The organism is Sphingomonas sp. (genome assembly GCF_036402235.1).
Lineage (GTDB): Bacteria > Pseudomonadota > Alphaproteobacteria > Sphingomonadales > Sphingomonadaceae > Sphingomonas.
Genome location: NZ_DASWTG010000046.1, coordinates 1 through 19,736, shown reverse-complemented (window position 1 = coordinate 19,736; position 19,736 = coordinate 1). Strand labels below are relative to the sequence as shown.

21 protein-coding genes are annotated in these 19,736 nt (G+C 66.4%); 10 read left to right on the top strand and 11 right to left on the bottom strand.

Translation table 11 applies throughout. From position 1 onward, the window contains the following. Window positions 1–160: 160 nt before the first annotated feature. Both VGD28_RS09500 and VGD28_RS09495 read right to left on the bottom strand, forming a co-directional pair. On the bottom strand, window positions 161–1,045 hold the full coding sequence (locus VGD28_RS09500; RefSeq protein WP_331028100.1) for an alpha/beta hydrolase: 885 nt from the start codon (window positions 1,043–1,045) through the stop codon (window positions 161–163). A gap of 59 nt (window positions 1,046–1,104) precedes the next feature. Next, window positions 1,105–2,004, bottom strand: coding sequence for a pirin family protein (locus tag VGD28_RS09495; RefSeq protein WP_331028099.1), 900 nt, complete (start codon window positions 2,002–2,004; stop codon window positions 1,105–1,107). A gap of 68 nt (window positions 2,005–2,072) precedes the next feature. Between VGD28_RS09495 and VGD28_RS09490 the strand changes: the two genes are divergently transcribed. Continuing rightward, window positions 2,073–2,681 (top strand): DUF6445 family protein, encoded by a 609-nt coding sequence (locus VGD28_RS09490; RefSeq protein ID WP_331028098.1) that lies wholly within the window; start codon window positions 2,073–2,075, stop codon window positions 2,679–2,681. A gap of 27 nt (window positions 2,682–2,708) precedes the next feature. Here VGD28_RS09490 and VGD28_RS09485 read toward each other — a convergent pair whose 3' ends face one another. Continuing rightward, window positions 2,709–2,993: a BolA family protein gene (locus tag VGD28_RS09485; protein ID WP_331028097.1), complete on the bottom strand. Its 285-nt coding sequence runs from the start codon at window positions 2,991–2,993 to the stop codon at window positions 2,709–2,711. Window positions 2,994–3,029: 36 nt separating this feature from the next. Between VGD28_RS09485 and VGD28_RS09480 the strand changes: the two genes are divergently transcribed. Continuing rightward, on the top strand, window positions 3,030–3,632 hold the full coding sequence (locus VGD28_RS09480; RefSeq protein WP_331028096.1) for a J domain-containing protein: 603 nt from the start codon (window positions 3,030–3,032) through the stop codon (window positions 3,630–3,632). Window positions 3,633–3,641: 9 nt separating this feature from the next. Here the strand turns inward: VGD28_RS09480 and VGD28_RS09475 are convergent, their stop codons facing one another. The 8 genes from VGD28_RS09475 to VGD28_RS09435 all read right to left on the bottom strand — a co-directional run bounded on the left by VGD28_RS09475 (window position 3,642) and on the right by VGD28_RS09435 (window position 8,794). After that, a complete protein-coding gene (locus tag VGD28_RS09475; RefSeq protein ID WP_331028095.1) occupies window positions 3,642–4,472 on the bottom strand; it encodes a TIGR04222 domain-containing membrane protein in 831 nt (276 codons plus the stop codon). Then, on the bottom strand, window positions 4,453–5,049 hold the full coding sequence (locus tag VGD28_RS09470; RefSeq protein ID WP_331028094.1) for a hypothetical protein: 597 nt from the start codon (window positions 5,047–5,049) through the stop codon (window positions 4,453–4,455). Before VGD28_RS09470 ends, VGD28_RS09475 begins: the two co-directional genes overlap by 20 nt. 70 nt (window positions 5,050–5,119) lie before the next feature. Continuing rightward, window positions 5,120–5,878 carry a VOC family protein gene (locus VGD28_RS09465; protein WP_331028093.1) on the bottom strand — a complete coding sequence of 253 codons (759 nt, stop codon included), beginning with the start codon at window positions 5,876–5,878 and terminating at the stop codon, window positions 5,120–5,122. Between the two features lie 98 nt (window positions 5,879–5,976). Further along, on the bottom strand, window positions 5,977–6,699 hold the full coding sequence (locus tag VGD28_RS18675; RefSeq protein WP_414714485.1) for a DUF1428 domain-containing protein: 723 nt from the start codon (window positions 6,697–6,699) through the stop codon (window positions 5,977–5,979). Window positions 6,700–6,731: 32 nt separating this feature from the next. Continuing rightward, window positions 6,732–7,415, bottom strand: coding sequence for a glutathione S-transferase family protein (locus VGD28_RS09450; RefSeq protein WP_331028092.1), 684 nt, complete (start codon window positions 7,413–7,415; stop codon window positions 6,732–6,734). A gap of 24 nt (window positions 7,416–7,439) precedes the next feature. Then, window positions 7,440–8,084, bottom strand: coding sequence for a glutathione S-transferase family protein (locus VGD28_RS09445; RefSeq protein ID WP_331028091.1), 645 nt, complete (start codon window positions 8,082–8,084; stop codon window positions 7,440–7,442). A gap of 10 nt (window positions 8,085–8,094) precedes the next feature. Continuing rightward, complete coding sequence (locus tag VGD28_RS09440; RefSeq protein ID WP_331028090.1) at window positions 8,095–8,586, bottom strand: VOC family protein; 492 nt, start codon at window positions 8,584–8,586, stop codon at window positions 8,095–8,097. A 79-nt stretch (window positions 8,587–8,665) separates the two neighbouring features. Beyond that, window positions 8,666–8,794 carry a hypothetical protein gene (locus VGD28_RS09435; RefSeq protein ID WP_331028089.1) on the bottom strand — a complete coding sequence of 43 codons (129 nt, stop codon included), beginning with the start codon at window positions 8,792–8,794 and terminating at the stop codon, window positions 8,666–8,668. Window positions 8,795–8,892: 98 nt separating this feature from the next. On the opposite strand from VGD28_RS09435, the gene VGD28_RS09430 reads away from it, so the two are divergent. The 8 genes from VGD28_RS09430 to VGD28_RS09395 form a co-directional block, all read left to right on the top strand. Next, window positions 8,893–9,567, top strand: coding sequence for a helix-turn-helix domain-containing protein (locus VGD28_RS09430; protein WP_331028088.1), 675 nt, complete (start codon window positions 8,893–8,895; stop codon window positions 9,565–9,567). Window positions 9,568–9,660: 93 nt separating this feature from the next. Then, window positions 9,661–10,665 (top strand): cobaltochelatase subunit CobS, encoded by a 1,005-nt coding sequence (gene cobS / locus VGD28_RS09425; RefSeq protein WP_331028087.1) that lies wholly within the window; start codon window positions 9,661–9,663, stop codon window positions 10,663–10,665. An 11-nt stretch (window positions 10,666–10,676) separates the two neighbouring features. Then, window positions 10,677–12,509 (top strand): cobaltochelatase subunit CobT, encoded by a 1,833-nt coding sequence (cobT, locus tag VGD28_RS09420; protein ID WP_331028086.1) that lies wholly within the window; start codon window positions 10,677–10,679, stop codon window positions 12,507–12,509. Next, complete coding sequence (locus tag VGD28_RS09415) at window positions 12,506–12,784, top strand: ribbon-helix-helix domain-containing protein (RefSeq protein WP_331028085.1); 279 nt, start codon at window positions 12,506–12,508, stop codon at window positions 12,782–12,784. The genes cobT and VGD28_RS09415 overlap by 4 nt, the downstream gene beginning before the upstream one ends. A gap of 57 nt (window positions 12,785–12,841) precedes the next feature. Continuing rightward, complete coding sequence (locus VGD28_RS09410) at window positions 12,842–15,163, top strand: TonB-dependent siderophore receptor (RefSeq protein WP_331028084.1); 2,322 nt, start codon at window positions 12,842–12,844, stop codon at window positions 15,161–15,163. An 81-nt stretch (window positions 15,164–15,244) separates the two neighbouring features. Continuing rightward, entirely contained in the window at window positions 15,245–15,928 is a 684-nt protein-coding gene (locus VGD28_RS09405) for a Fe2+-dependent dioxygenase (protein ID WP_331028083.1), read from the top strand. A 221-nt stretch (window positions 15,929–16,149) separates the two neighbouring features. Continuing rightward, entirely contained in the window at window positions 16,150–16,368 is a 219-nt protein-coding gene (locus VGD28_RS09400; protein WP_331028082.1) for a hypothetical protein, read from the top strand. Window positions 16,369–16,418: 50 nt separating this feature from the next. Continuing rightward, window positions 16,419–19,736, top strand: a 3,318-nt coding sequence (locus VGD28_RS09395) for a hypothetical protein (RefSeq protein WP_331028081.1), incomplete at its 3' end; no start/stop codon positions are given.

The following is a 19,736-nucleotide window of genomic DNA, read 5'->3' as shown; positions in this document are numbered from 1 at the left end:
CGAAGGCGCGAAGGCGCGAAGATGTTGCCGTGCCGCGTCAGCGGCTCTCATCTCCACAATGCAGTGCTTGCCGCAGCTATTGAGATGGAGGACGCGCTTCGCGCCAAGCGAAACCTCTTCGCGTCTTCGCGCCTTCGCGTGAACCAAAAAACTTCTTCAGCTACGCCAGCCACGCGCGGATCGCGGCGTTGACCGCTGCCGGATTCTCCCAAGGGACGAAATGACCGGCATCCACCTTGACGACCTTGAGGTCGGGGACGAGCGCGTCGAGGCCTTCGAGCTGGACGGGCAGCAGCGCCTTGTCGCCTACGCCCCAGATCACCAGCGTCGGCTGAGTGACGGGCGGGAAGGGGCCGTCGAGGAAGGTGGGCCGCTCGGGCGTCTCGTCCATCGCGGGGACGATGATCGCGCTCGCGCGATACCAATTGAGCATCGCGGTCATCGCGCCGGGCTGGCCCCATTCGTCGAGATAGGCGGCGCGATCCTCGCCCGCGATCGCGGTGGCGACATGCTTGACGAAGGTGCTGTCGAAGAAGCCTTCGAGCGCCTTGCCGGTCAGGCCCCGGTCGATCGAGGTGTCGCGGAAGAAGCGGATATATTGGCTCGCCTTGCGCTGCTCCATGTCGTCGAACAGCGATTTCTGGAAGACGAAGGGGTGGGGGGCGTTGACGATGATGAGGCGCTCGACCCGGTCGGCGTGCTGGAGCGCTGCCATCCACGCGATCGCGCCGCCCCAGTCATGGCCGACCAGGACGATGCGGTCCTTGCCGAAATGGTCGGCGAGGGCGAGCAGGTCGGCGACGGTCTTGTCGGGGGCGTAGTTGGCGACGCCCTCGGGCTTGGACGAGCGGGCGAAGCCGCGCTGGTCGGGAGCGATGACGAAATGGGTCTTCGCGAGCTCAGGGATCTGGTGGCGCCAGGTGCGGTGCGACTCCGGGAAGCCGTGGAGCAGGACGATCGCGGGCGCGGCCGGATCGCCCGCGGTGGCGACGTCGAGCTCGACGCCGGTGGGCAATGCAATGCGCTGAAGCTCGAAGCCCGCCATGTGTCTCTCCATATTTTAGAAGATAGGGTATGGCGAGGCGCGAGGCCGTGATCAAGCCCTCAGGGGTAGCTGACCGTCTTGGGGATTTCGGGGATCGGGATGAACTCCTTGTCGTCGCCGGGAACCTTGGGGAAGAGGCCGGCCTTCCAGTCCTCCTTGGCCTGGTTGATCCGGTCGCGGTCCGAGGAGACGAAGTTCCACCAGACATGGCGCGGGGTAGCAAAGGCCTCGCCGCCGCACAGCATCACGCGGCCGCCGCTGGACGAGCGCAGCGTCGCGGCGGTGCCGGGGCGCAGGACATAGAGGGTCTGGGGCTCGAGCTCCCAGCCGTCGAGCGATGCCTGCCCGACTGCGAGATAGACGGCGCGCTCGTCGGCTTCGGCATCGATCGGCACGCTGCCGCCGGCCGACAGCTCGATATCGGCGTAAATGGTGCCGGCATAGGTGGTGGTCGGCGCGCGTGTTCCCCAGAGCGAGCCCATGATGACGCGTGCGCGCGCGCCGCCGCTGTCGATGATGGGGAGGTCCGCCGCGGCGACATGCTCGAACGCCGGGTCCATTTCCTCGAACCGCTCGGGCAGCGCGAGCCAGGTCTGAATGCCGGAGAGCTCGGGGCCTGCATCGCGCTGCGCCTGGGGCGAGCGCTCCGAATGGACGATGCCGTTGCCCGCGGTCATCAGAGTGACCGCGCCCGGCTCGATCGTCGCGAACGTGCCGAGGCTGTCGCGATGGTCGATCGCGCCGGCGAAGAGGTAAGTGACGGTGGCGAGGTTGATGTGCGGATGCGGGCGCACGTCGATGCCGGTGCCGACCTCGAGATGCGCCGGCCCCATCTGGTCGAAGAAGATGAACGGGCCGACCATCGTGCGCGGGCGCGAGGGCAGAGTGCGATGGACCTTGAACCCGCCGAGATCGTGCGTGGTGGGGGTGATGGTCTGGATGAACAGGTCGTCAGTCATTCGAGGTCTCCAGAGCTGCTGTCACCGGCGGCTTGAGCGATATACGCCCCTGCGCCACAACGCGACTCATGCCGACCAGCCTGATCGTCGTCGATGACTTTCTCGACAATGCCATGCCGTTGCGCGAAGCCGCGCTCCGCCTCGACTATCCCGACCAGAAAGGCGCCTTTCCGGGGCGCAACTCGCAGCAGCGGCTGGCGATCGAGGGATTGACCGAGGAATGTTCGCGTCTGACCGGTGAACCGCTGCGGCCGGTGGAGCCGCTCGAATCGCATTCGAAATGCAGGATCACCCTGGCGGGCGATCCGGGCCGTGCCGGCGTGCATATCGATCGGGCCTATTGGTCGGGTATCCTCTATCTTTCACGCCCCGAGGACTGCCGCGGCGGCACGGACTTCTTTCGGCACAGGGAGAGCGGACTCGATCATGCGCCGCTGACCCATGCGCAGGCACAGGCGCACGGCCATGCGTCCGCGCCCGAAATGGTACAGACGATCCTCGACCGCGACACGCTGGATCCCGACAAATGGGAGACGACGATGCATGTGCCGATGCGGTTCAACCGGCTGGTGCTGTTGCGCCCCTGGCTATGGCACACCGCGGGCAAGGCCTTTGGCGACGGGATCGAGAATGGGCGGCTGGTCTATCTGATGTTCTTCGCCAGCGCCCGCACCTAACGCTCATGCCATCTATGGGCGCAGGCCCTACTCCCCCGGCGCGGTCGCGCGGATGGCGAGGGCGTGGACTCGTTCGACCATGATGTCGCCGAGCGCGCGGTTGACCATGCGCTGGCGCTCGAGACGGGATTTGCCGGCGAAGGCCGCGCTTTCGATCACCACGGTGAAATGCGATTCGCCGCTGCCGTCGTCGCCCATATGGCCGCGATGCTTCGCGCTGTCGTTGATCACGTCGAGCTTCGACGGGGCGAGCGCCGCGGTGAGGCGGGCGGTGATTTCCTGGGCGGCGGGGCCGGTGGCGGGATGAGTCATCGCGCCTATATAGGCGGTTTACCCCTCGGAGTTCGAGTGTCTCGTCAGCCGCCCAAATATCGTCCCAACACGCGTTTCCACGGCCGGGTGGAGGCGCCCGGACGGCCATGCGCCGAGCCGGGCTGCAACGAGCCGGGCGAGTTCCGCGCGCCGCTGCTGGGGGAGCGGCGGCCGAGCGATCAGCCGCCGCAATATCGCTGGCTGTGCCTCGACCATGTCCGCGCGTTCAACTCGAGCTACAACTTCTTCAGCGGGATGAGCCCCGACGAGATCCATGAAGCGCAGCGGCCGCTGGCCGGGTGGGAGCGCGAGACGCGCGCCTTTGCGACCGGGGGCGTCGATCGTCCGCCGCGCTGGGCCGACTTCAGCGATCCGCTGGACGCGATCGGCGCGCGCTGGCGCAACGCCATGCCGGCCGAGCGCAAGGACGGACGGCCGCTGTCGGGCAAGGACCGCGAGGCGCTGCGCACGCTGGCATTGGAGATCGATGCCGACAGGATGGCGCTGCGGCGGCGCTATTCGGAGCTGGTGCGGAAATATCACCCGGACCGCAATGGTGGCGACCGCAGCCATGAGGGCATGTTGCAGCGGGTGATCGAGGCGTATCAGCAGCTCAAAGGGTCCCCGGCCTTTGCGTGAAGTCGCGGGTTAGCCGCCGCAGCCGCCACATCCGCCGCACCCTCCGCCGCCGCAACCGCCACCGTCGCCGCCGCCATCACCGCCCGATGAGCCGCTGTCGCCACCCCCTGCGCGCATCGTGTGGAAGGCGCCGAACTCCGAGCCTGCCAGCACCCCGGTGCCGAACAAGGCCACCGCCAGTCCCATCTCACCCGCGAGCGGCGCGCGGCGGATGCGGTCCGCTTCCTCGCGCGCGTCTTGCAGCGCGGCGATCCCGGCATCGGTGAGCTTGGGGATGGTGAGGGCGCGGATCAGCGCGAAGATCGCGGTGACGACCAGCAGCGCGGTGAGGAAGCCGATCGGGCGATCGCGCGCTTCGCCGATGAACCATTTGGCCGCGCCGAACATCAGCAGCGCGAGATAGGGCAGCAGCGCCCAATAGCGCAGGCTCGACCGCTCCGCGGCCGTGAGCATCAGCCCAGCGCGCTGGAGGCGTTCGAGCAGGCCGTCGGCAGTTGGCTGCAGCGTGCGTTCGATGCGTGCCCAGTCGAGCGGAGCCGGGAGCGCGAGGACGTTGTTCTCCGCGGCGTTCGCACCGTTGCGCAGCAGCACGTCGAGTTTGTCCTTGCCGTTCATCGCCAGCGCGCGTCCGGCGAGCAGGCGGGCGACCACGCTGTCGGCGAAGCGCGTGCGCCCGCCGGCAAGAATGGCAAGCTGGTCGGGGTCGCTCACCTTCTGACGCCGCCCTTCGGGCAACTGCCAGGCCGGGATCATCACACCGGCGATCACCACGATCACCAGCAGGACCAGATAAAGAATGAGAAAGGGTCCGCCGGTCCAGTCAAAGGGGCCGAGAGACATAGAGGGTCACTCCCAGAAAAAGCGCGAGCGCGACCAGCCCGACGAACGCCAGCAGGAGCAGCGCGGCCTGCGGGCGCGAAAGGAGGATCGCGTCGCGCGGATGCACCCGCCGCGCACGGGGATCGTCCAGCAGCCGCTGCGCGGCCGATGGCCAGATGTCGGAGGGGGGCGCCGTGCCGAACGCGGCCTCGTAGCGAGCCAGCGTGTCGGCATATTGGCGGAAGAAGCGGTCGCGCTCGCCCTGCCCGCCTGCAGTGGGGCCGTGATGGAGCGGCTTGCCCAACACATCGGGGCAGAAGCGCTCCCAATAATCGCGGGTGTAGGTAAGGTGGAGGTGCCAGGCCTGATCGACCGCGTCGGACGGCGTGACCTGCGTCTCGCCGGTCGCGGCGAGGAAGGCGAAGCGGCGATACTCCCGGATGACCCGTGCGGCTTTTTCGGCGCTCCAGCCATTGTCGCGCGCGAGCCGCGCGGCGAAGGGCAGCGCCGCTTGCGTGGGACCGAATTCGTAACTGGAGATCCGTTGCCAGACCGGGTGTCCGGCGGTTGAGGCGGGGACGGGGTCCGCTTCGCGCATCTGATCTCCTACTATCACAATAGGAGATTTTGTCAAGATGGCACGGACGCCCGCCCCGCTGCTCGCGCGACTATTTCGGGGCGACGAGGCCGAAGCCGGCGCCTTGCGGGTCAGTGGCGAAGAAGACGCGTTCGCCGCCTGGAACCTCCATCGGCTCCATCACCGGATTGCCTCCCAGTTCCTTCACCTTGGCATAGGCGGCATCAATGTCGGGGACGCGGAAATAGAAGTTCCACGCGACCGGATGCTCCGCCTTCTCGCGCGGCATCATCGCGCCCCACATCTCGTCGCTGCCGCCGCCCTTGAGGAAGCTGTAGTCGCCCCAGGGCATCGGCATGGCGCCGTCCTTCCGCCAGCCGAACATCCGGCTGTAGAAGCCGAAGGCCGCCTCGTCGTCGGTGGTCTGGAGCTCGTTCCAGCTCGTCTTGCCGAACTCGGTACGGGCATAGGCCTTGCTCGCTTCGGGCGAGGCGCCGCGCATGACGTAGAAATGCGCGCCCTGCGGATCCTCGACCATCGACATGCGGCCGACGCCCTCGAGATCGGTCGGCGGCACATGCACCGTGCCGCCGAGCGACTGGACCTTCGCCACGGCCGCATCGACATCATCGACGCCGATATAGCCGAGCCAGGCGGACGCGGTCGGCATCGGGTTCTTCATGATCCCGGCGACATTGTCCTCGCCGGCGGACATGATGTTGTAGTCCATCCCGGCGCCGGGGAACTTGCTCCCCGTCCACCCGACGATCTGGCCGTAGAAATCGATCGCCGCGTCTGCATCGGTGGTCAGCAGCTCGTACCAGATCCAGCTTCCGTTCGGATTGGTCATGCGAAATCTCCTGCGGACATGAGAAGCCGCCCGCAGCGGGGGGCGGCGCGGGAGGGGGCGGCCCGCGCCTGTTTCCACCGCTGCGGGCGGCGGGGGCGTCAGTTGGCGGTGTCGAGGATCGGCGCGAAGCCGCCCCACATCATTCGCTGGCCGTCGAACGGCGGCTGCTCCTGCTTCTGCATCCGCTCGTCCTTCATCATCTTCTCCCAGCCGGAATCGCGGGTCGCCTTGTCAGGCCACTCGATCCAGCTGTAGACGACCGCCTCGTCGTCCTTCTTGAGCGTCGCGCGGTTATAGTCGGTCTTGCTGCCGTCGGGCGTATCCTCGCTCCACGCCTCGACCACACGCAGCGCGCCGAACTCCTTGAAGACGCCGCTCATCCGTTGCGCCAGGTCGCGATAGGCATCCTTGTTCCCCTTGGGCACCGGCAGCACATAGCCGTCGAGATAAGTGGCGCCTTGGGAAGAGCCCTCATCGACGATCGGCTCGAAACCGGCGAAGATCATGCGGCTGCCGTCGAACGGCATGTCCTTCATCATCTCGCCCGCATTCGGGTCGTTCATCATCTTCTCGTTGGCGGCGTCGCGCGTCGCCTTGTCGGGATATTCGAGCCAGCTGAACAGCACGGTCTCGTCGTCCTTGAGATCGACCGACTTCTTGAGGTCGTTGACCTTGCCGTCGGGCACGTCGTCGCCCCACGCTTCGACGAAGCGGGTGGCGCCGAGATTCCGGAACAGCTCGACGGCGCCCTCGGCGTGCTTCTTGTATGCATCCTTGTTGGCGGTGGGGACGGGGGTGAGGAATCCTTCGACATAGGTCATCGTTTCTCTCCTTGGGAATGTAAGGTCTGCGTTCAGGCCGCGGCGGCCGGGGCGGGCTTGAAATCGGCGAGCTGGGCGGCGAGCGCGGCCTTGAACGCCGGCCGGGCGATCGCACGCTCCAGATACGCCATCAGCACCGGGCGTTCCTCGATCAGGCCGCTGCCCTCGACGTCCCGCAGCACCGTCGCCATCGCGATGTCGGCGACGCTGAACTGGCCCGCAAGCCATTCGCGTCCTTCGATCGCCGTGGCGAGCCGATCGAGCCGCTGGCCCGCGAATTCAATGAGGCTGGGACGGCGAAGTTCCGCCCATTGCTCGCCGGCGGCGAAAATCTCGATGTTCGAGAGCTCGAAGGCCATCGGCTCGACGCTGTTGTACGCCGCGAACAGCCAGCTGATCGCCGTGGCGCGGGCCTGGGGATCGCGCGGCAGCAGCCGCTCGTCCTTCTCGCCGATGTGCAGCAGGATCGCGCCGCTTTCAAAGATTGTGAGATCGCAGCCCTGGTCGACCATCGCCGGCACCTGCCCCCAGGGCTGTTCCTTGTAATAGGCTTCGGGGCGCGGCGCGGCGGCGTTGAGCAGCCGCATCGAATAGGGCAGGCCGATCTCCTCGCACGCCCAGCGCGGGCGCAGGTCGCGGACGAAGCCGCGGGCGAAATCGGGCACCCAGTCGAAGCCGGTGATCTCGAGCTGGGCGGGTTGCGGGGTGGCTGGCATCTTCTCTCTCCTTCCTGTTCTTGCTCAGTAGCCGTCTGGCCAGTCGAAGGGCGTGCCGGGGCGGTAGGGACGGGCCTCGTCGATCACGCGGGCGATCGAGGGGCGGGCACGCAGCCGTGCGAACAGGTCCGCGAGCAGCGGGCGCTCGCCGATCGGCACCATGAGGTTGGCGTAGAAGAGCGCGGGCGCCGCGGTGCAGTCGGCGAGGCCGAAGTCCGCACCCGCCGTCCACGCCCGGCCGGGCAGGCGCGCTTCGAGGAAGTCATAGGCAGTGGCGATCAGCGCGCGCTCGGCATCCTCGTCGCACGGCTTGCCCATCAGGCGGGCGAGGACGAGGCGGGTGAGCGGATCGGCAATGTAATGGTCGATCACCCGCTCGAGCATGCGCGGCTCGAGCCCGGCGAGCCGGTCCTCCGGCACCAGCGGGGTGCGGTGCGGGACGAGCGTATCGAGATACTCGACGATCACCCCGGACTCGCCCAGCACCGTCCCGTCGCCGGTTTCGAGCGCCGGGAATTTGGTGAAGGGCCAGACGCGGGCGAGCGCGGCGCGCTCAGCGGGATCGCCGAGGTCCACGACCACCCGCTCGAAGGGCAGGTCATGCTCGTAGAGCGCGATCAGCACCTTCTGGCAGTATTGCGCGAACGGGTGATAGTGGAGCTTGATCATCGCCGCACCCTCAGGCCGGAACGCCGTTGGCGGCGGCCTCGACCGTGGCGATGTCGATCTTGCGCATCGTCATCATCGCATCCATCGCGCGCTTGGCGGCGGCGGGGTCGCTATTGTCCCAGATCAGCTCCATCAGGCGGCGCGGCGTGACCTGCCAGTTGACGCCCCATTTGTCCTTGCACCAGCCGCACGCGCTTTCCTGGCCGCCATTGCCGACGATCGCGTTCCAGAGGCGATCGGTCTCAGCCTGATCGTCGGTCAGCAGCATGAAGCTGACCGCTTCGCTCTGGGGGAACATCGGGCCGCCGTTGAGGCCGACGAACTTCTGTCCCGCCACCTCGAAGTCGACGGTGATCACGTCGCCCGCCTTTTGCGAGGGGGTATCGGAGGGCGTCCTGTGGACCGCGAGGACGCGGGCGCCGGGCAGCACCGACGCGTAGAAGTTCGCGGCTTCCTCGGCCGTGTGATTGTACCAGATGCAGGTAACGAGTTGGTTGGTCATGGTTTCTCTCCTTGAATTCATGTCGGACCCGCGAGGCGGGACCCGCCAATGGTTTTCGATCAACGACCTGCCGTTGCGGTCAGGCGAAGGGGCCGGTGCCGTTGAGCGTGCCGTGGCCGAGCATCGCGGCCGCGGTCAGGCAGAAGGCTGCGAGGCCGATCGCTACGCTCTGGGCGACGGGCAGATATGCGCGGAACAGGTTACGCATCGGACATCTCCATCTCGAGGCCGCGGAGGGGCCGCGAATCGCTTGCTTGATCTTGATGCGCGATTGAGTTATTAAAAGCAACTATGAAGTTAGAAAAAATGACCAAAGAGCCAAAAGTGGCGGAAAAGCGCTGGTACGCGGATGCGTGCGGGACCGCGCTGGCGCTGGAATTCCTGGGCGAGCGCTGGTCGATGCTGATCGTGCGCGAGCTGATGCTGGGGCCGCGGCGCTTTGGCGAACTCAAGGCGGACCTCATGGGAATCAGCGCCAATGTGCTGACCCAGCGGCTCGAAAGCCTCGAGCGCGCGGAGATCCTTGTCCGGCGCAAGCTGCCGCCCCCGGCCAACGTGCAGGTCTATGAGCTGACGCAATGGGGCTATGAAAGCGAGCCGATCTTCCAGACGATGGGGCGCTGGGCGACGCGATCGCCGCTGCACGATCCGACGCTGCCGCTTTCGCCGGTGTCCGCGATGCTGTCGCTGCGCACGATGATCAAGCCCGATCGGCCGAACCTTAAGATGACGATCGGCTTCCGCTTTCCGGGCGCATCGTTCGTCGGCAAGCTGGACAGGCATGAGCTGGCGATCGAGCGCGGCGAGACCGATGGCGCCGACGTGGTTTTCGACACCGATCCGACGCGGTTCGTGAGCCTGGTCTATGGCAAATGGCCGTTCGAGGAGTCGGAGGCGGAAGGGAGGCTGCGGCTGACGGGTGATCGCGCGCTGGCGCAGAAATTCGTCGATCTGTTCGCGTTGCCCGAAAAACTCGCCTGACGCCGTCGCGGAAATGACGCGGCGCGGCACAAGTGTCTCGACTTGGGGTCGCGCAGGGGGCTAGGGACTGCCCGACTCTCCAAAGGCCGTGCCATGACCGATATCCCCAACACCCAGCCCGACAGCCGGGAAACCACGATCCTCGAGGCGCCCGACAAGCAGGTCAGCGTGCGCGACCTGTTCGGCATCGATATCGACATGGAGGTGCCGGCGTTCAGCGAGGCGGACGAGCGGGTGCCCGATCTCGACCCCGCCTATGTGTTCGATCCGGACACGACGCTCGCGATCCTGGCGGGCTTCGCGCACAACCGCCGCGTGATGATCCAGGGCTATCACGGCACCGGGAAGTCGTCGCATATCGAGCAGGTGGCGGCGCGCCTCAACTGGCCGTGCATCCGCATCAACCTCGATGCGCATATCAGCCGCATCGACCTGATCGGCCGCGACGCGATCGTGCTCAAGGACGGGCAGCAGGTCACCGAGTTCCGCGAGGGGCTGCTGCCCTGGGCGCTGCAGACGCCGACCGCGCTCGTCTTCGACGAATATGATGCGGGCCGGCCGGACGTGATGTTCGTGATCCAGCGCGTGCTGGAGACCGAGGGCAAGCTGACCCTGCTCGACCAGAACCGCGTGATCCGCCCGAACCCCTGGTTCCGCCTGTTCGCAACCGCCAACACGGTGGGCCTGGGCGACACGAGCGGCCTCTATCACGGCACGCAGCAGATCAACCAGGGCCAGATGGACCGCTGGAACATCGTCGTCACGCTCAACTATCTGCCCGCCGCGACCGAGGCGCAGATCGTGCTCGCCAAGAGCGGTGAGTATGACAAGCCGGGCGGCAAGGAGCTGGTCGAGAACATGGTGCGCGTCGCGGATCTCACGCGCCGCGGCTTCATCAGCGGCGACATCTCGACCGTGATGAGCCCGCGGACCGTGATCACCTGGGCGCAGAACACCGAGATCTTCAAGGATGTCGGCTTCGCCTTCCGCCTCTCCTTCCTCAACAAATGCGACGAGGCGGAGCGCGCGCTGGTGGCCGAATATTACCAGCGCGTGTTCGGCAAGGATCTGCCCGAAAGCGTGGTGGGGAAGGCGTAAGCCGGACCCGGATGGCCGCCGACTCGCCCCTCGACCAGTTCAAGTCCGTGCTCACCGGCACGGCGCGGGCGCTGGCGCGCGAGCCGGAGATCGAACTCGCCTTCACTGCCGACGCGCCCGCCCAGTCGGGACGGCACATCAAGGTGCCGATGCCGGGCCGCAATCTGCCGCCCGAGCAGGTCGCCGAAGCGCGCGGATTCGCCGACAGTTTCGCGCTGCGCATGCGGTTGCACGACGCGGCCTTGCATCAGAAGCGCGCGCCCAAGGAGGCCGTGGCGCGCGCGGTGTTCGACGCGGTCGAGACGGCGCGCGTCGAGGCGCTGGGATCGCGCGGCTATGCGGGGATCGCGGAGAATCTGGACCGCGCGCTCGAGATGCGGATGCGCTCCGACCCGATCAACCGTGCGCGGACGCGCGACGAGGTGCCGCTGTCGACCGCGATCCAGCTGATGGTGCGCGAACGGCTGACCGGGCGCGAGGCCCCGGCGGATGCAGCGCTGGGCCTGGCGCTGGTGCGCGACTGGATCGAGGACAAGGGTGGCGCCGATCTCGACGCGCTGGCGCTGGCGGTCGACGACCAGGCGGCGTTCGCCAAGCTGGTCGGCGACCTGCTCGAGGATCTCGAGCTGACCGAGGGCGAACTGGTGCCCGACGAAGCCGATGAGGGCGGCGGCGAGGACGAGGGCACGCAGGAGCAGGAGCAGGACGAAGGCGACGAGGGCGAGCAGGACGGCGAGACCGGCGAAGGCGAGGTCGAGGCGCGCGGCGAGGAGCGCGAGGCCGAGACCGAGGACGGCGAGGAGAGCGAGCAGGAAGAAGGCGAGTTCGACGACGCCGAGGGCGAGCCGGGCGACGAGGGCGAGGAGGGCATGATGCCGGTCCGCCCCAATCGCCCCTGGTCCGACCTGCCGCCGCAGTTCGACTACAAGGCGTTCACTTGCGCATATGACGAGGTGATCGCGGCGACCGAGCTGTGCGACGAGGAAGAGCTGGAGCGGCTGCGCGCCTATCTCGACCAGCAGCTGCTGCATCTGCAGGGCGTGGTGACGAAGCTCGCCAACCGGTTGCAGCGGCGGCTGATGGCGCAGCAATCGCGCAGCTGGGACTTCGATCAGGACGAGGGGCTGCTCGATGCGGCACGGCTGGCGCGCGTGATCGTCAACCCGATGCAGTCGCTGAGCTACAAGATCGAGAAGGACGCCAAGTTCCGCGATACCGTCGTGACGCTGCTGATCGACAATTCGGGATCGATGCGCGGACGGCCGATCAGCATTGCCGCAATCAGCGCCGACATCCTTGCGCGCACACTGGAGCGGGTCGGGGTCAAGACCGAGATCCTGGGCTTCACCACCAAGGCGTGGAAGGGCGGGCAGAGCCGCGAGAAATGGCTTGCCGAGGGGCGGATCCCGCAGCCGGGGCGCCTCAATGACGTGCGCCACATCGTCTACAAGCAGGCCGACGAGCCGTGGCGCCGGGCGAAGAAGTCGCTCGGCCTGATGATGCGCGAAGGGCTGCTCAAGGAGAATATCGACGGCGAGGCGCTGCTATGGGCCCACCACCGGCTGATCGCACGGCCCGAGGACCGCAAGATCCTGATGGTGATCAGCGACGGCGCGCCGGTCGATGATTCGACGCTGAGCGTGAACAGCGGATCGTATCTGGAGCGGCATCTGCGGCAGGTGATCGGCTGGATCGAGCAACGATCGCCGGTCGGGCTGGTCGCGATCGGCATCGGGCACGACGTGACGCGCTATTACAATCGCGCGGTGACGATCATGGACGCCGATCAGCTCGCCGGGACGATGATCGAGCAGCTCGCCGCGCTGTTCGACGTCGACGCATGATCGAAGCCCCGCCCGGCGGGTTCCAGGGGCCGGTCAAGCGGTCGATCACCATTGCCGGCCACCCGACATCGATCAGCCTGGAGCCCGCCTTCTGGGCGGCGCTGGAGGGGGCGGCGCTGCGCCGCGGGCTGCCGCTCAACGCGCTGGTGGCACAGATCGATCACCTGCGGATCGGTGCTGAGGACCCTCCCAATCTTGCCAGCGCGATCCGCAGCTGGCTGTTCGCGTTGCGACAAAGTTGCGACGAAGGTGAAAATGATTCGCAAGAGCGTTGACTCTGCGAACGACTCTCAATAGCTGGCCCCAAAATACACAAGGCTAAAGGGGCCAACATGACTCGCACCACTGCCGACGGCCGCAAGGCCGCGCCCGCCTTCCTTGCGCTTGCCGCGGTCGGCTTCATCGCTTCCGCACCCGCGCACGCCGCCGATCCGGCCGCCAAGGAGGACCCGGCGGCGCAGGAGCGTGACGAGGTCGTCGTGACCGGCCAGGAAACGCGGTCGGAACAGGCCAGCCCCAAGGCGACCCGGCCGGTGCGCGACACGCCGCAGACGGTGACGATCCTGACCAACAAGGTCATCGAGGAGCAGAATCTGCTCACGCTGCGCGACGTGCTGTCGACGGTGCCTGGCATCACCTTTGGCGCGGCCGAAGGCGGCGTCGCGCCGAGCGACCAGATCACGCTGCGCGGCTATTCGGCCTCATCGGACATCACCACCGACGGCGTGCGCGACAGTGCGCCCTATTCGCGCAGCGACCCGTTCAACCTGGAGCAGGTCGAGATCACCAACGGCGCCAATTCGGTTTACAACGGATCAGGGTCGGTTGGCGGATCGATCAACATCGTCACCAAGAAGCCGCAGAAGGAAACCGCGATCGCGGTGCAGGGCGGGATCGGCACCGACGATTATTATCGCGGCACGATCGATGCCAATATCCGCGCCGGCGACCTCGTCGCGCTGCGCCTCAATGCGATGGTCCACAAGGCCGACGTGCCCGGGCGCGACGTCGAGGATTACGATCGCTGGGGCGTGGCGCCCTCGGCGACGATCGGGATCGACGGGCCGACCAGCCTGACGCTGCAATATCTGCATCAGGAAGAGACCAACATCCCGCAATATGGCGTGCCCTATTACAAGAACGCGACCTTCAACGGCGCGCTGCCGGGCATCGATCGCAGCGACTATTTCGGCTATCGCAACGTCGATACGCAGGACATCACGATCGACCAGGCGACGATCACCGCAAGCCATGCGTTCAGCGACAAGCTCTCGCTCCGCAACCTGACCCGCTGGCAGAGCGTGTCGCAGCGCACGGTCGTCGGCCCGCCGCAGGGCACCTATTGCCTGCCCGGCGGCGTTCAGGCGAACGGCACGGCTTGCCCCGCAACGGTTCCGGTGGGCTATTATCTGATCGGCGGCCCGCGCGGGAACGTGCGCGATACGACCAGCGAGCTGATGTACAACCAGATCGACCTGTCGGCGCAGTTCGCCACCGGCCCGGTCGAGCATAGCCTGGTGCTGGGCGCGTCGGCGGGGTGGGAGAAGTTCTTCCTGTCGACTGGAAACGTCTATCGCAACGCCAATCGTACGTTGGCCTATTCGACTTTCCCGCTGGTCAACTGGTCGAACCCGAACGAGGTCGTCGCCGGGCCTGCTGGCTTCACTGATGGCAGCAACGTCTACACCGGCCCGGTCAACTATGTCGAAGGCGGTCGCCAGCGCGGCGAGGTGACCAACTATGCGGTCTATCTGTTCGACGCGATGAAGTTCGGCAAGTTCGAGATCAATGGCGGCATCCGGTACGAGAACAACAGGGGCAATTACCAGACCGACACGTCGACCGCGGCGACCGCCGCGACGCCGCAGGGACCGATCGTCACCGGGCCACGCTTCTACAATGCGGCGGATCTGTTCACCTATCGCGTCGGCCTGGTGTTCAAGCCGGTCGAGGCGGTGACGCTCTATGCCGCCTATGGCAATTCGCAGACGCCGTCGCAGAGCGCGGTCAACGGCGCCTGCGTCGCCACCAGCTGCAACGTCGATCCGGAAAGCGCCAAGAATTACGAGATCGGCGCCAAGGCCGAGATCGGCCATGCACTGTTCAGCGTCGCGCTGTTCCGCAACGAGCGCGACAAGTACAAGGTGCCGTCCAACGATCCGGTCGAGCCCGACCAGGTGCTCGACGGCCACTCGCGGGTCGACGGCATCGCGGTGAGCGCGACGGGCAACATCACCCCGGCCTGGTCGATCACCGCCAACTACACCTATCTGGAGCCCAAGCTGATCCGGTCGGTCGCGGTGGGCAGCCCGGACCCGGCGGCAGGCGCAGAGCTGCAGAACGTGCCCAACCATTCGGGCAGCCTCTACACCACCTACACGCTGCCGTTCGGGCTGAAGCTGGGGTACGGCGTCACCTATCAGGGCAGCTTCGCGCTGAACCTGCCGACCGCGGCGTCGGCGATCGTCTACCGCTCCGACGACTATTGGGTGCACAACGCGTCGATCTCCTACGACATCAACGCGAACTTCAGCGTGCTGGTGAATGTCAAGAATTTCACCGACGAGCTCTATTTCACCCGCATCCGCAACAATGGCTGGGCGACCCCGGGCGATGCGCGGGCGGCGGTGCTGACCGTCGGCTACCGCTTCTGAAGACAAGGGGGAGGAGCGGGTGGCGGTTCATCTGTCCCCGGACCGTTGCCCGCTCCAACCCCTTGAGGCTAGGCAAGTGCCATGATGATCGCGATCCCCGAGCTGCTGGATGCCGAAGCGGTGGCGCAAGTGCGGCGAATCATCGATGCGGCGGAATGGGTCGACGGCAACGTCACCTCCGGCCACCAGTCGGCGCTGGCCAAGAAGAACGAGCAGCTGCCGGAGGGAAGCCCGGCAGCGCTTGAGGCCGGGGGTGTCATCCTGGATGCCCTCGGCCGTTCCCCGCTGTTCTTTGCCGCGGCGCTGCCGCTCAAGGTCTTCCCGCCGCTGTTCAACCGCTATGGCGAGGGGCAGGCCTTCGGCACGCATGTCGACAATGCGATCCGGATCAAGCGCGGCAGCGAGTTCCGCATCCGCAGCGACTTGTCGATCACCGTCTTCCTCGAGGATCCGGCCGCCTATGACGGCGGCGAGCTGGTGGTCGAGGACCATTATGGCGTGCAGCGGGTGAAGCTGCCCGCGGGGCATGCGGTGGTCTATCCTTCCTCAAGCCTGCATCATGTGACTCCGGTGACGCGCGGCGTGCGGGTGGCGAGCTTCTTCTGGCTCCAGTCGATGGTCCGCGACGACGGCGCGCGGCGCATCCTGTTCGACCTCGACCAGAGCGTGCAGCGGCTGACCGGCCAGCTCGGCGGCACCGACCGCAGCGTGATTGAACTGACCGGCGTCTACCACAATCTGCTGAGGCGCTGGGCGGACGCCTGAGCGGTATCTAGATACCGGAAAGTCGCAAAGGTCATCCTGCTACACGCGTGAGACACCGCGAATCCAACAAATGAAGCCCGTCAGCCAAGCTTGCAGGCGAAATCCAACATTTCAACTGGCAAGTTATTGAACCGTCAGGCGGATTATGCCGGCGGATATTTGCGCTTGCAATGTTGGAATTGAAATGTTCCTAGAATGTTCCTCAATGGCGGAGTGGGAACATGAAGAACGTCAGGACCGGCGCGGTGATTGGACTTGCCGCGCTGACGGGGCTCGCGGCGGCGGCGCTCGCGAGCGAGACCGTCACCTATAGCTATGACGCACGCGGCCGGCTGGTCGCGGTGAAGCACAGCGGGACGGTGAACAACAACGTCCAAGCCAATTACAGCTACGACAAGGCGGACAACCGCACCAACAAGACGGTGACCGGCGCGCCGTAACGGGCGCGCGGCGGAACGCAATTTTTCAAGAAATCGACGGAGATCTGAACATGCTGATTCAACGGCAGGGCGGCGTGCGCCCATATCGCCGGGCCAGGACATGGCTGGCGGCGACGAGCATTCTGGCGGCAGGTATGGCATTGCCTGCGCACGCACAGGATGTCGCGGCTCACCGCAATCTCGACCAGAACGGCGTCGACCTGACCAAGGGCGACTATGTGATGGCGTTCAAGGAAGGGTCGATCGGATCGGGCGCAGCCGAGATCGCGTTGATCCGCCGCCGCGCGACACTGAGCGGCCATACGCAATGGGACCTGATGACCTTCACCAAGGTCACCACCGGTGGGTCGGACGTCGTGACGATCGGACGTGGTGACGGCACCTACGATCGGTTCTCCGGGGGGAGCCTGGCGCCCGAGAAGGCAAATGGCGCTTCGCTGACGTACAGCGGCGGAAACTATTACTATCGGGAAGCCGACGGCACTGTCTGGATGTTCGGCGATCCGCTCGGCTATTATGCGGGTGGCCAGAGCAATATCTGCACCGACCAGGTGCCGCAGACTTCCTGTGTTCTGGTGCCGGTGTCGATCACCAGCCCGAACGGTGCGGCCGTCGATCTCCAGTGGGAGACGCACGCGACCTATGACGACCCGTTCACCTTTCCGACGGACGCATATCTCTATTTCCGGATCAGCCGCGTCAGCAACAGTTACGGCTATTCGGTCGCGTTCAACTATGCCGGAACGGCGTCGTTCAATGTGCCGCCGCCGTCGAACTGGTACGATCGCACCAGCGCGGATTTTCGCAACGACGCAGTGAGCAGCAGCGTCCAGGCCAGCGTCGGCTATGCTGCCGCCACCTATCCTGCAGTCGATATCACGGACATGGCGGGGAGTGTCTGGCAGGTCACGCCGACCAGCATCCGCCGCCCGGGCGAGAGCACGCCGAGCTTCACCGTGTCCGGGACGACCTGGGCCGTCACAGGCGTGACGCGCGATGGCGTCACGACGGGCTATGCGCGCAACGTCAGCGGCAGCACCGCGACGATGGTGGTGACCGATGCGCTGAGCAACACGACCACAGTCGTGTCGGATCTCACCAAGATGCGCCCAACCTCGGTCACCGACGGCACCGGCAGTGCGACCGGCTATAGCTATGACGCGAACGGGCGCCTGACCCGCGTTACCGGCGACGAGGGCAATTATGTCGAGGTGACGCTGGACGGGCGCGGCAATGCGACCCAGACCAGGGCCGTCGCCAAGCCGGGATCGAGCCTGCCGGACATCGTCACCAGCGCGGCATATGACGCGACCTGTTCGGACGTGACCTGCAACCTGCCGAACAGCGTGACCAATGCGCGTGGCAAGACGACCGACTATAGCTACGACGCCGCGCATGGCGGCCTTACGGCGGCAACGGCGCCGTCGCCCGACGGCACCGCGCCGCGACCGGAAGTCCGTGGCGGCTACTCGCTGGTCAATGGCGAATATGTGCTGACCAGCACGTCGACCTGCCAGACGACAGCGAGCTGCGCAGCGGGCGCGGACGAGGTGAAGACGGTGATCGCCTATGACAATCAGGGCAACGTCACCAGCATGAGCAAGGGCGCGGGGAACGGCAGCCTGACGGCGACGACCATCGCGACATACAATGCGATGGGCGATGTCGCGACGGTGGACGGGCCGCTAGCCGGCACAGACGACACGACACGTTATCGCTACGATGCTGCGCGGCGGTTGACCGGCATCATCTCGCCCGATCCCGACGGCGCCGGATCGCTCAAGCGCCGGGCCGAACGGCGCGGCTATGACTCGGCGGGGCGGCTGACCACCGTCGAGCGCGGCACGGTCACCGGCACCGACGACACCGCCTGGACGGCATTCGTTCCGGCGGAGAAGGTGACCACGAGCTGGGCCAACGGGCGCAAGGCGAAGGACGTGCTTTCGGCGGGCGGCACCGACTATGCGGTGACGCAATATGGCTATGATGCGCGCGGGCGGATCGAGTGCGTCGCGGTGCGGATGAACCCGGCGAGCTGGGCCTCGCTGCCCTCCTCGGCATGCACGCTGGGGACGACGGGACCGGCGGGGCCGGACCGCATCACTCGCTACAGCTACGATGCGGCGGGACGGCCGACCAAGGTGCAGACCGGCTATGGCGTGAGCGGGGTCCAGGCGGATGAGGTGACCGCCACCTATACCGACAATGGACAGGTCGCGACCGTCACCGACGGAAACGGCAACAAGACCACGTACGAGTATGACGGGCATGATCGTCTCAAGAAGACGCGCTATCCCGATCCCGCGACCGCGGGCATGAGCTCGGCCAGCGACTATGAGGAGCTGTTCTACGATGCCGGATCGAACATCGAGAAGCGGCGGCTGCGCGATACGCAGGAGATCGTCTTCGGCTACGACAATCTGTCGCGGCTGACGCTCAAGAACCTGCCGGGCAGCAACCCCGATAGCAGCTACAGCTATGACCTGCTCGGGCGGTTGACCGGCATGTCGAGGACCGATGGGCATGCGCTGTCCTTCGGGTTCGACGCGCTGAGCCGCAACATCAGCGCGGCGGCCAATTCGGGCACCTTCACCTATGACTATGACCTGGCGGGGCGGCGGACGCGGGTGACGCATCCGGGCGGGGCCTTCTATGCCCAGTACGATTATCTGGTGACGGGGGAGGTGTCGGCGATCCGCGAGAATGGCGCGACGTCGGGGGCGGGCGTGCTGGCGTCGTTCGGCTATGACGATCTGGGCCGGCGGACCAGCCTGACGCGGGGCAATGGCGCGGTGACGAGTTACGGCTATGACGCGGTGTCGCGGCTGGCGACCCTGACGCATGACTATGCGGGGACGGTGGCCGACATGAGCCTGCAGTTCAACCACAACCCCGCAGGCCAGATCGCGAGCCGGACGCGCAGCAATGACGGCTATGCCTTTCCGGGTTTCGCCAACGTCAACCGGACCGACACGGTCAACGGCCTCAACCAGGTGACGGCGACCGGCGCGGCCGGGGTGAGCCATGATGCGCGCGGCAATGTCACGGCGATCGGATCGGTCGGCTATGGCTATGATGTCGAGAACTGGATGACCCATGGCGGAGGGTTGAGCCAGCTCTATCCCGATCCGGCCGGGCGGCTGATCCGCACCCTCGGCGCCGCCGATACGCGCTATGCGTGGGACGGGCTCGACCTGGCATTCGAGACCGATGCGGGCGGCAATGTGCTGCGGCGCTATGTCCATGGCCCGGGCATGGACGAGCCGCTGGTGTGGTACGAGGGCAGCGGCACCAGCGGCCGGCGCTGGCTGCATGCCGACGAGCGCGGGAGCATCGTCGCGGTGAGCGACGGCACGGGCGCGCTGATC

Bases quoted from the DNA above. Each gene is read 5' to 3' on its own strand.
- VGD28_RS09500 (WP_331028100.1), bottom strand. From the start codon at position 1,045: ATGGCGGGCTTCGAGCTTCAGCGCATTGCATTGCCCACCGGCGTCGAG.
- VGD28_RS09495 (WP_331028099.1), bottom strand. From the start codon at position 2,004: ATGACTGACGACCTGTTCATCCAGACCATCACCCCCACCACGCACGAT.
- VGD28_RS09490 (WP_331028098.1), top strand. From the start codon at position 2,073: ATGCCGACCAGCCTGATCGTCGTCGATGACTTTCTCGACAATGCCATG.
- VGD28_RS09485 (WP_331028097.1), bottom strand. From the start codon at position 2,993: ATGACTCATCCCGCCACCGGCCCCGCCGCCCAGGAAATCACCGCCCGC.
- VGD28_RS09475 (WP_331028095.1), bottom strand. From the start codon at position 4,472: ATGTCTCTCGGCCCCTTTGACTGGACCGGCGGACCCTTTCTCATTCTT.
- VGD28_RS09470 (WP_331028094.1), bottom strand. From the start codon at position 5,049: ATGCGCGAAGCGGACCCCGTCCCCGCCTCAACCGCCGGACACCCGGTC.
- VGD28_RS09465 (WP_331028093.1), bottom strand. From the start codon at position 5,878: ATGACCAATCCGAACGGAAGCTGGATCTGGTACGAGCTGCTGACCACC.
- VGD28_RS18675 (WP_414714485.1), bottom strand. From the start codon at position 6,699: ATGACCTATGTCGAAGGATTCCTCACCCCCGTCCCCACCGCCAACAAG.
- VGD28_RS09450 (WP_331028092.1), bottom strand. From the start codon at position 7,415: ATGCCAGCCACCCCGCAACCCGCCCAGCTCGAGATCACCGGCTTCGAC.
- VGD28_RS09445 (WP_331028091.1), bottom strand. From the start codon at position 8,084: ATGATCAAGCTCCACTATCACCCGTTCGCGCAATACTGCCAGAAGGTG.
- VGD28_RS09440 (WP_331028090.1), bottom strand. From the start codon at position 8,586: ATGACCAACCAACTCGTTACCTGCATCTGGTACAATCACACGGCCGAG.
- VGD28_RS09435 (WP_331028089.1), bottom strand. From the start codon at position 8,794: ATGCGTAACCTGTTCCGCGCATATCTGCCCGTCGCCCAGAGCGTAGCG.
- VGD28_RS09430 (WP_331028088.1), top strand. From the start codon at position 8,893: ATGACCAAAGAGCCAAAAGTGGCGGAAAAGCGCTGGTACGCGGATGCG.
- cobS (WP_331028087.1), top strand. From the start codon at position 9,661: ATGACCGATATCCCCAACACCCAGCCCGACAGCCGGGAAACCACGATC.
- cobT (WP_331028086.1), top strand. From the start codon at position 10,677: ATGGCCGCCGACTCGCCCCTCGACCAGTTCAAGTCCGTGCTCACCGGC.
- VGD28_RS09415 (WP_331028085.1), top strand. From the start codon at position 12,506: ATGATCGAAGCCCCGCCCGGCGGGTTCCAGGGGCCGGTCAAGCGGTCG.
- VGD28_RS09410 (WP_331028084.1), top strand. From the start codon at position 12,842: ATGACTCGCACCACTGCCGACGGCCGCAAGGCCGCGCCCGCCTTCCTT.
- VGD28_RS09405 (WP_331028083.1), top strand. From the start codon at position 15,245: ATGATGATCGCGATCCCCGAGCTGCTGGATGCCGAAGCGGTGGCGCAA.
- VGD28_RS09400 (WP_331028082.1), top strand. From the start codon at position 16,150: ATGAAGAACGTCAGGACCGGCGCGGTGATTGGACTTGCCGCGCTGACG.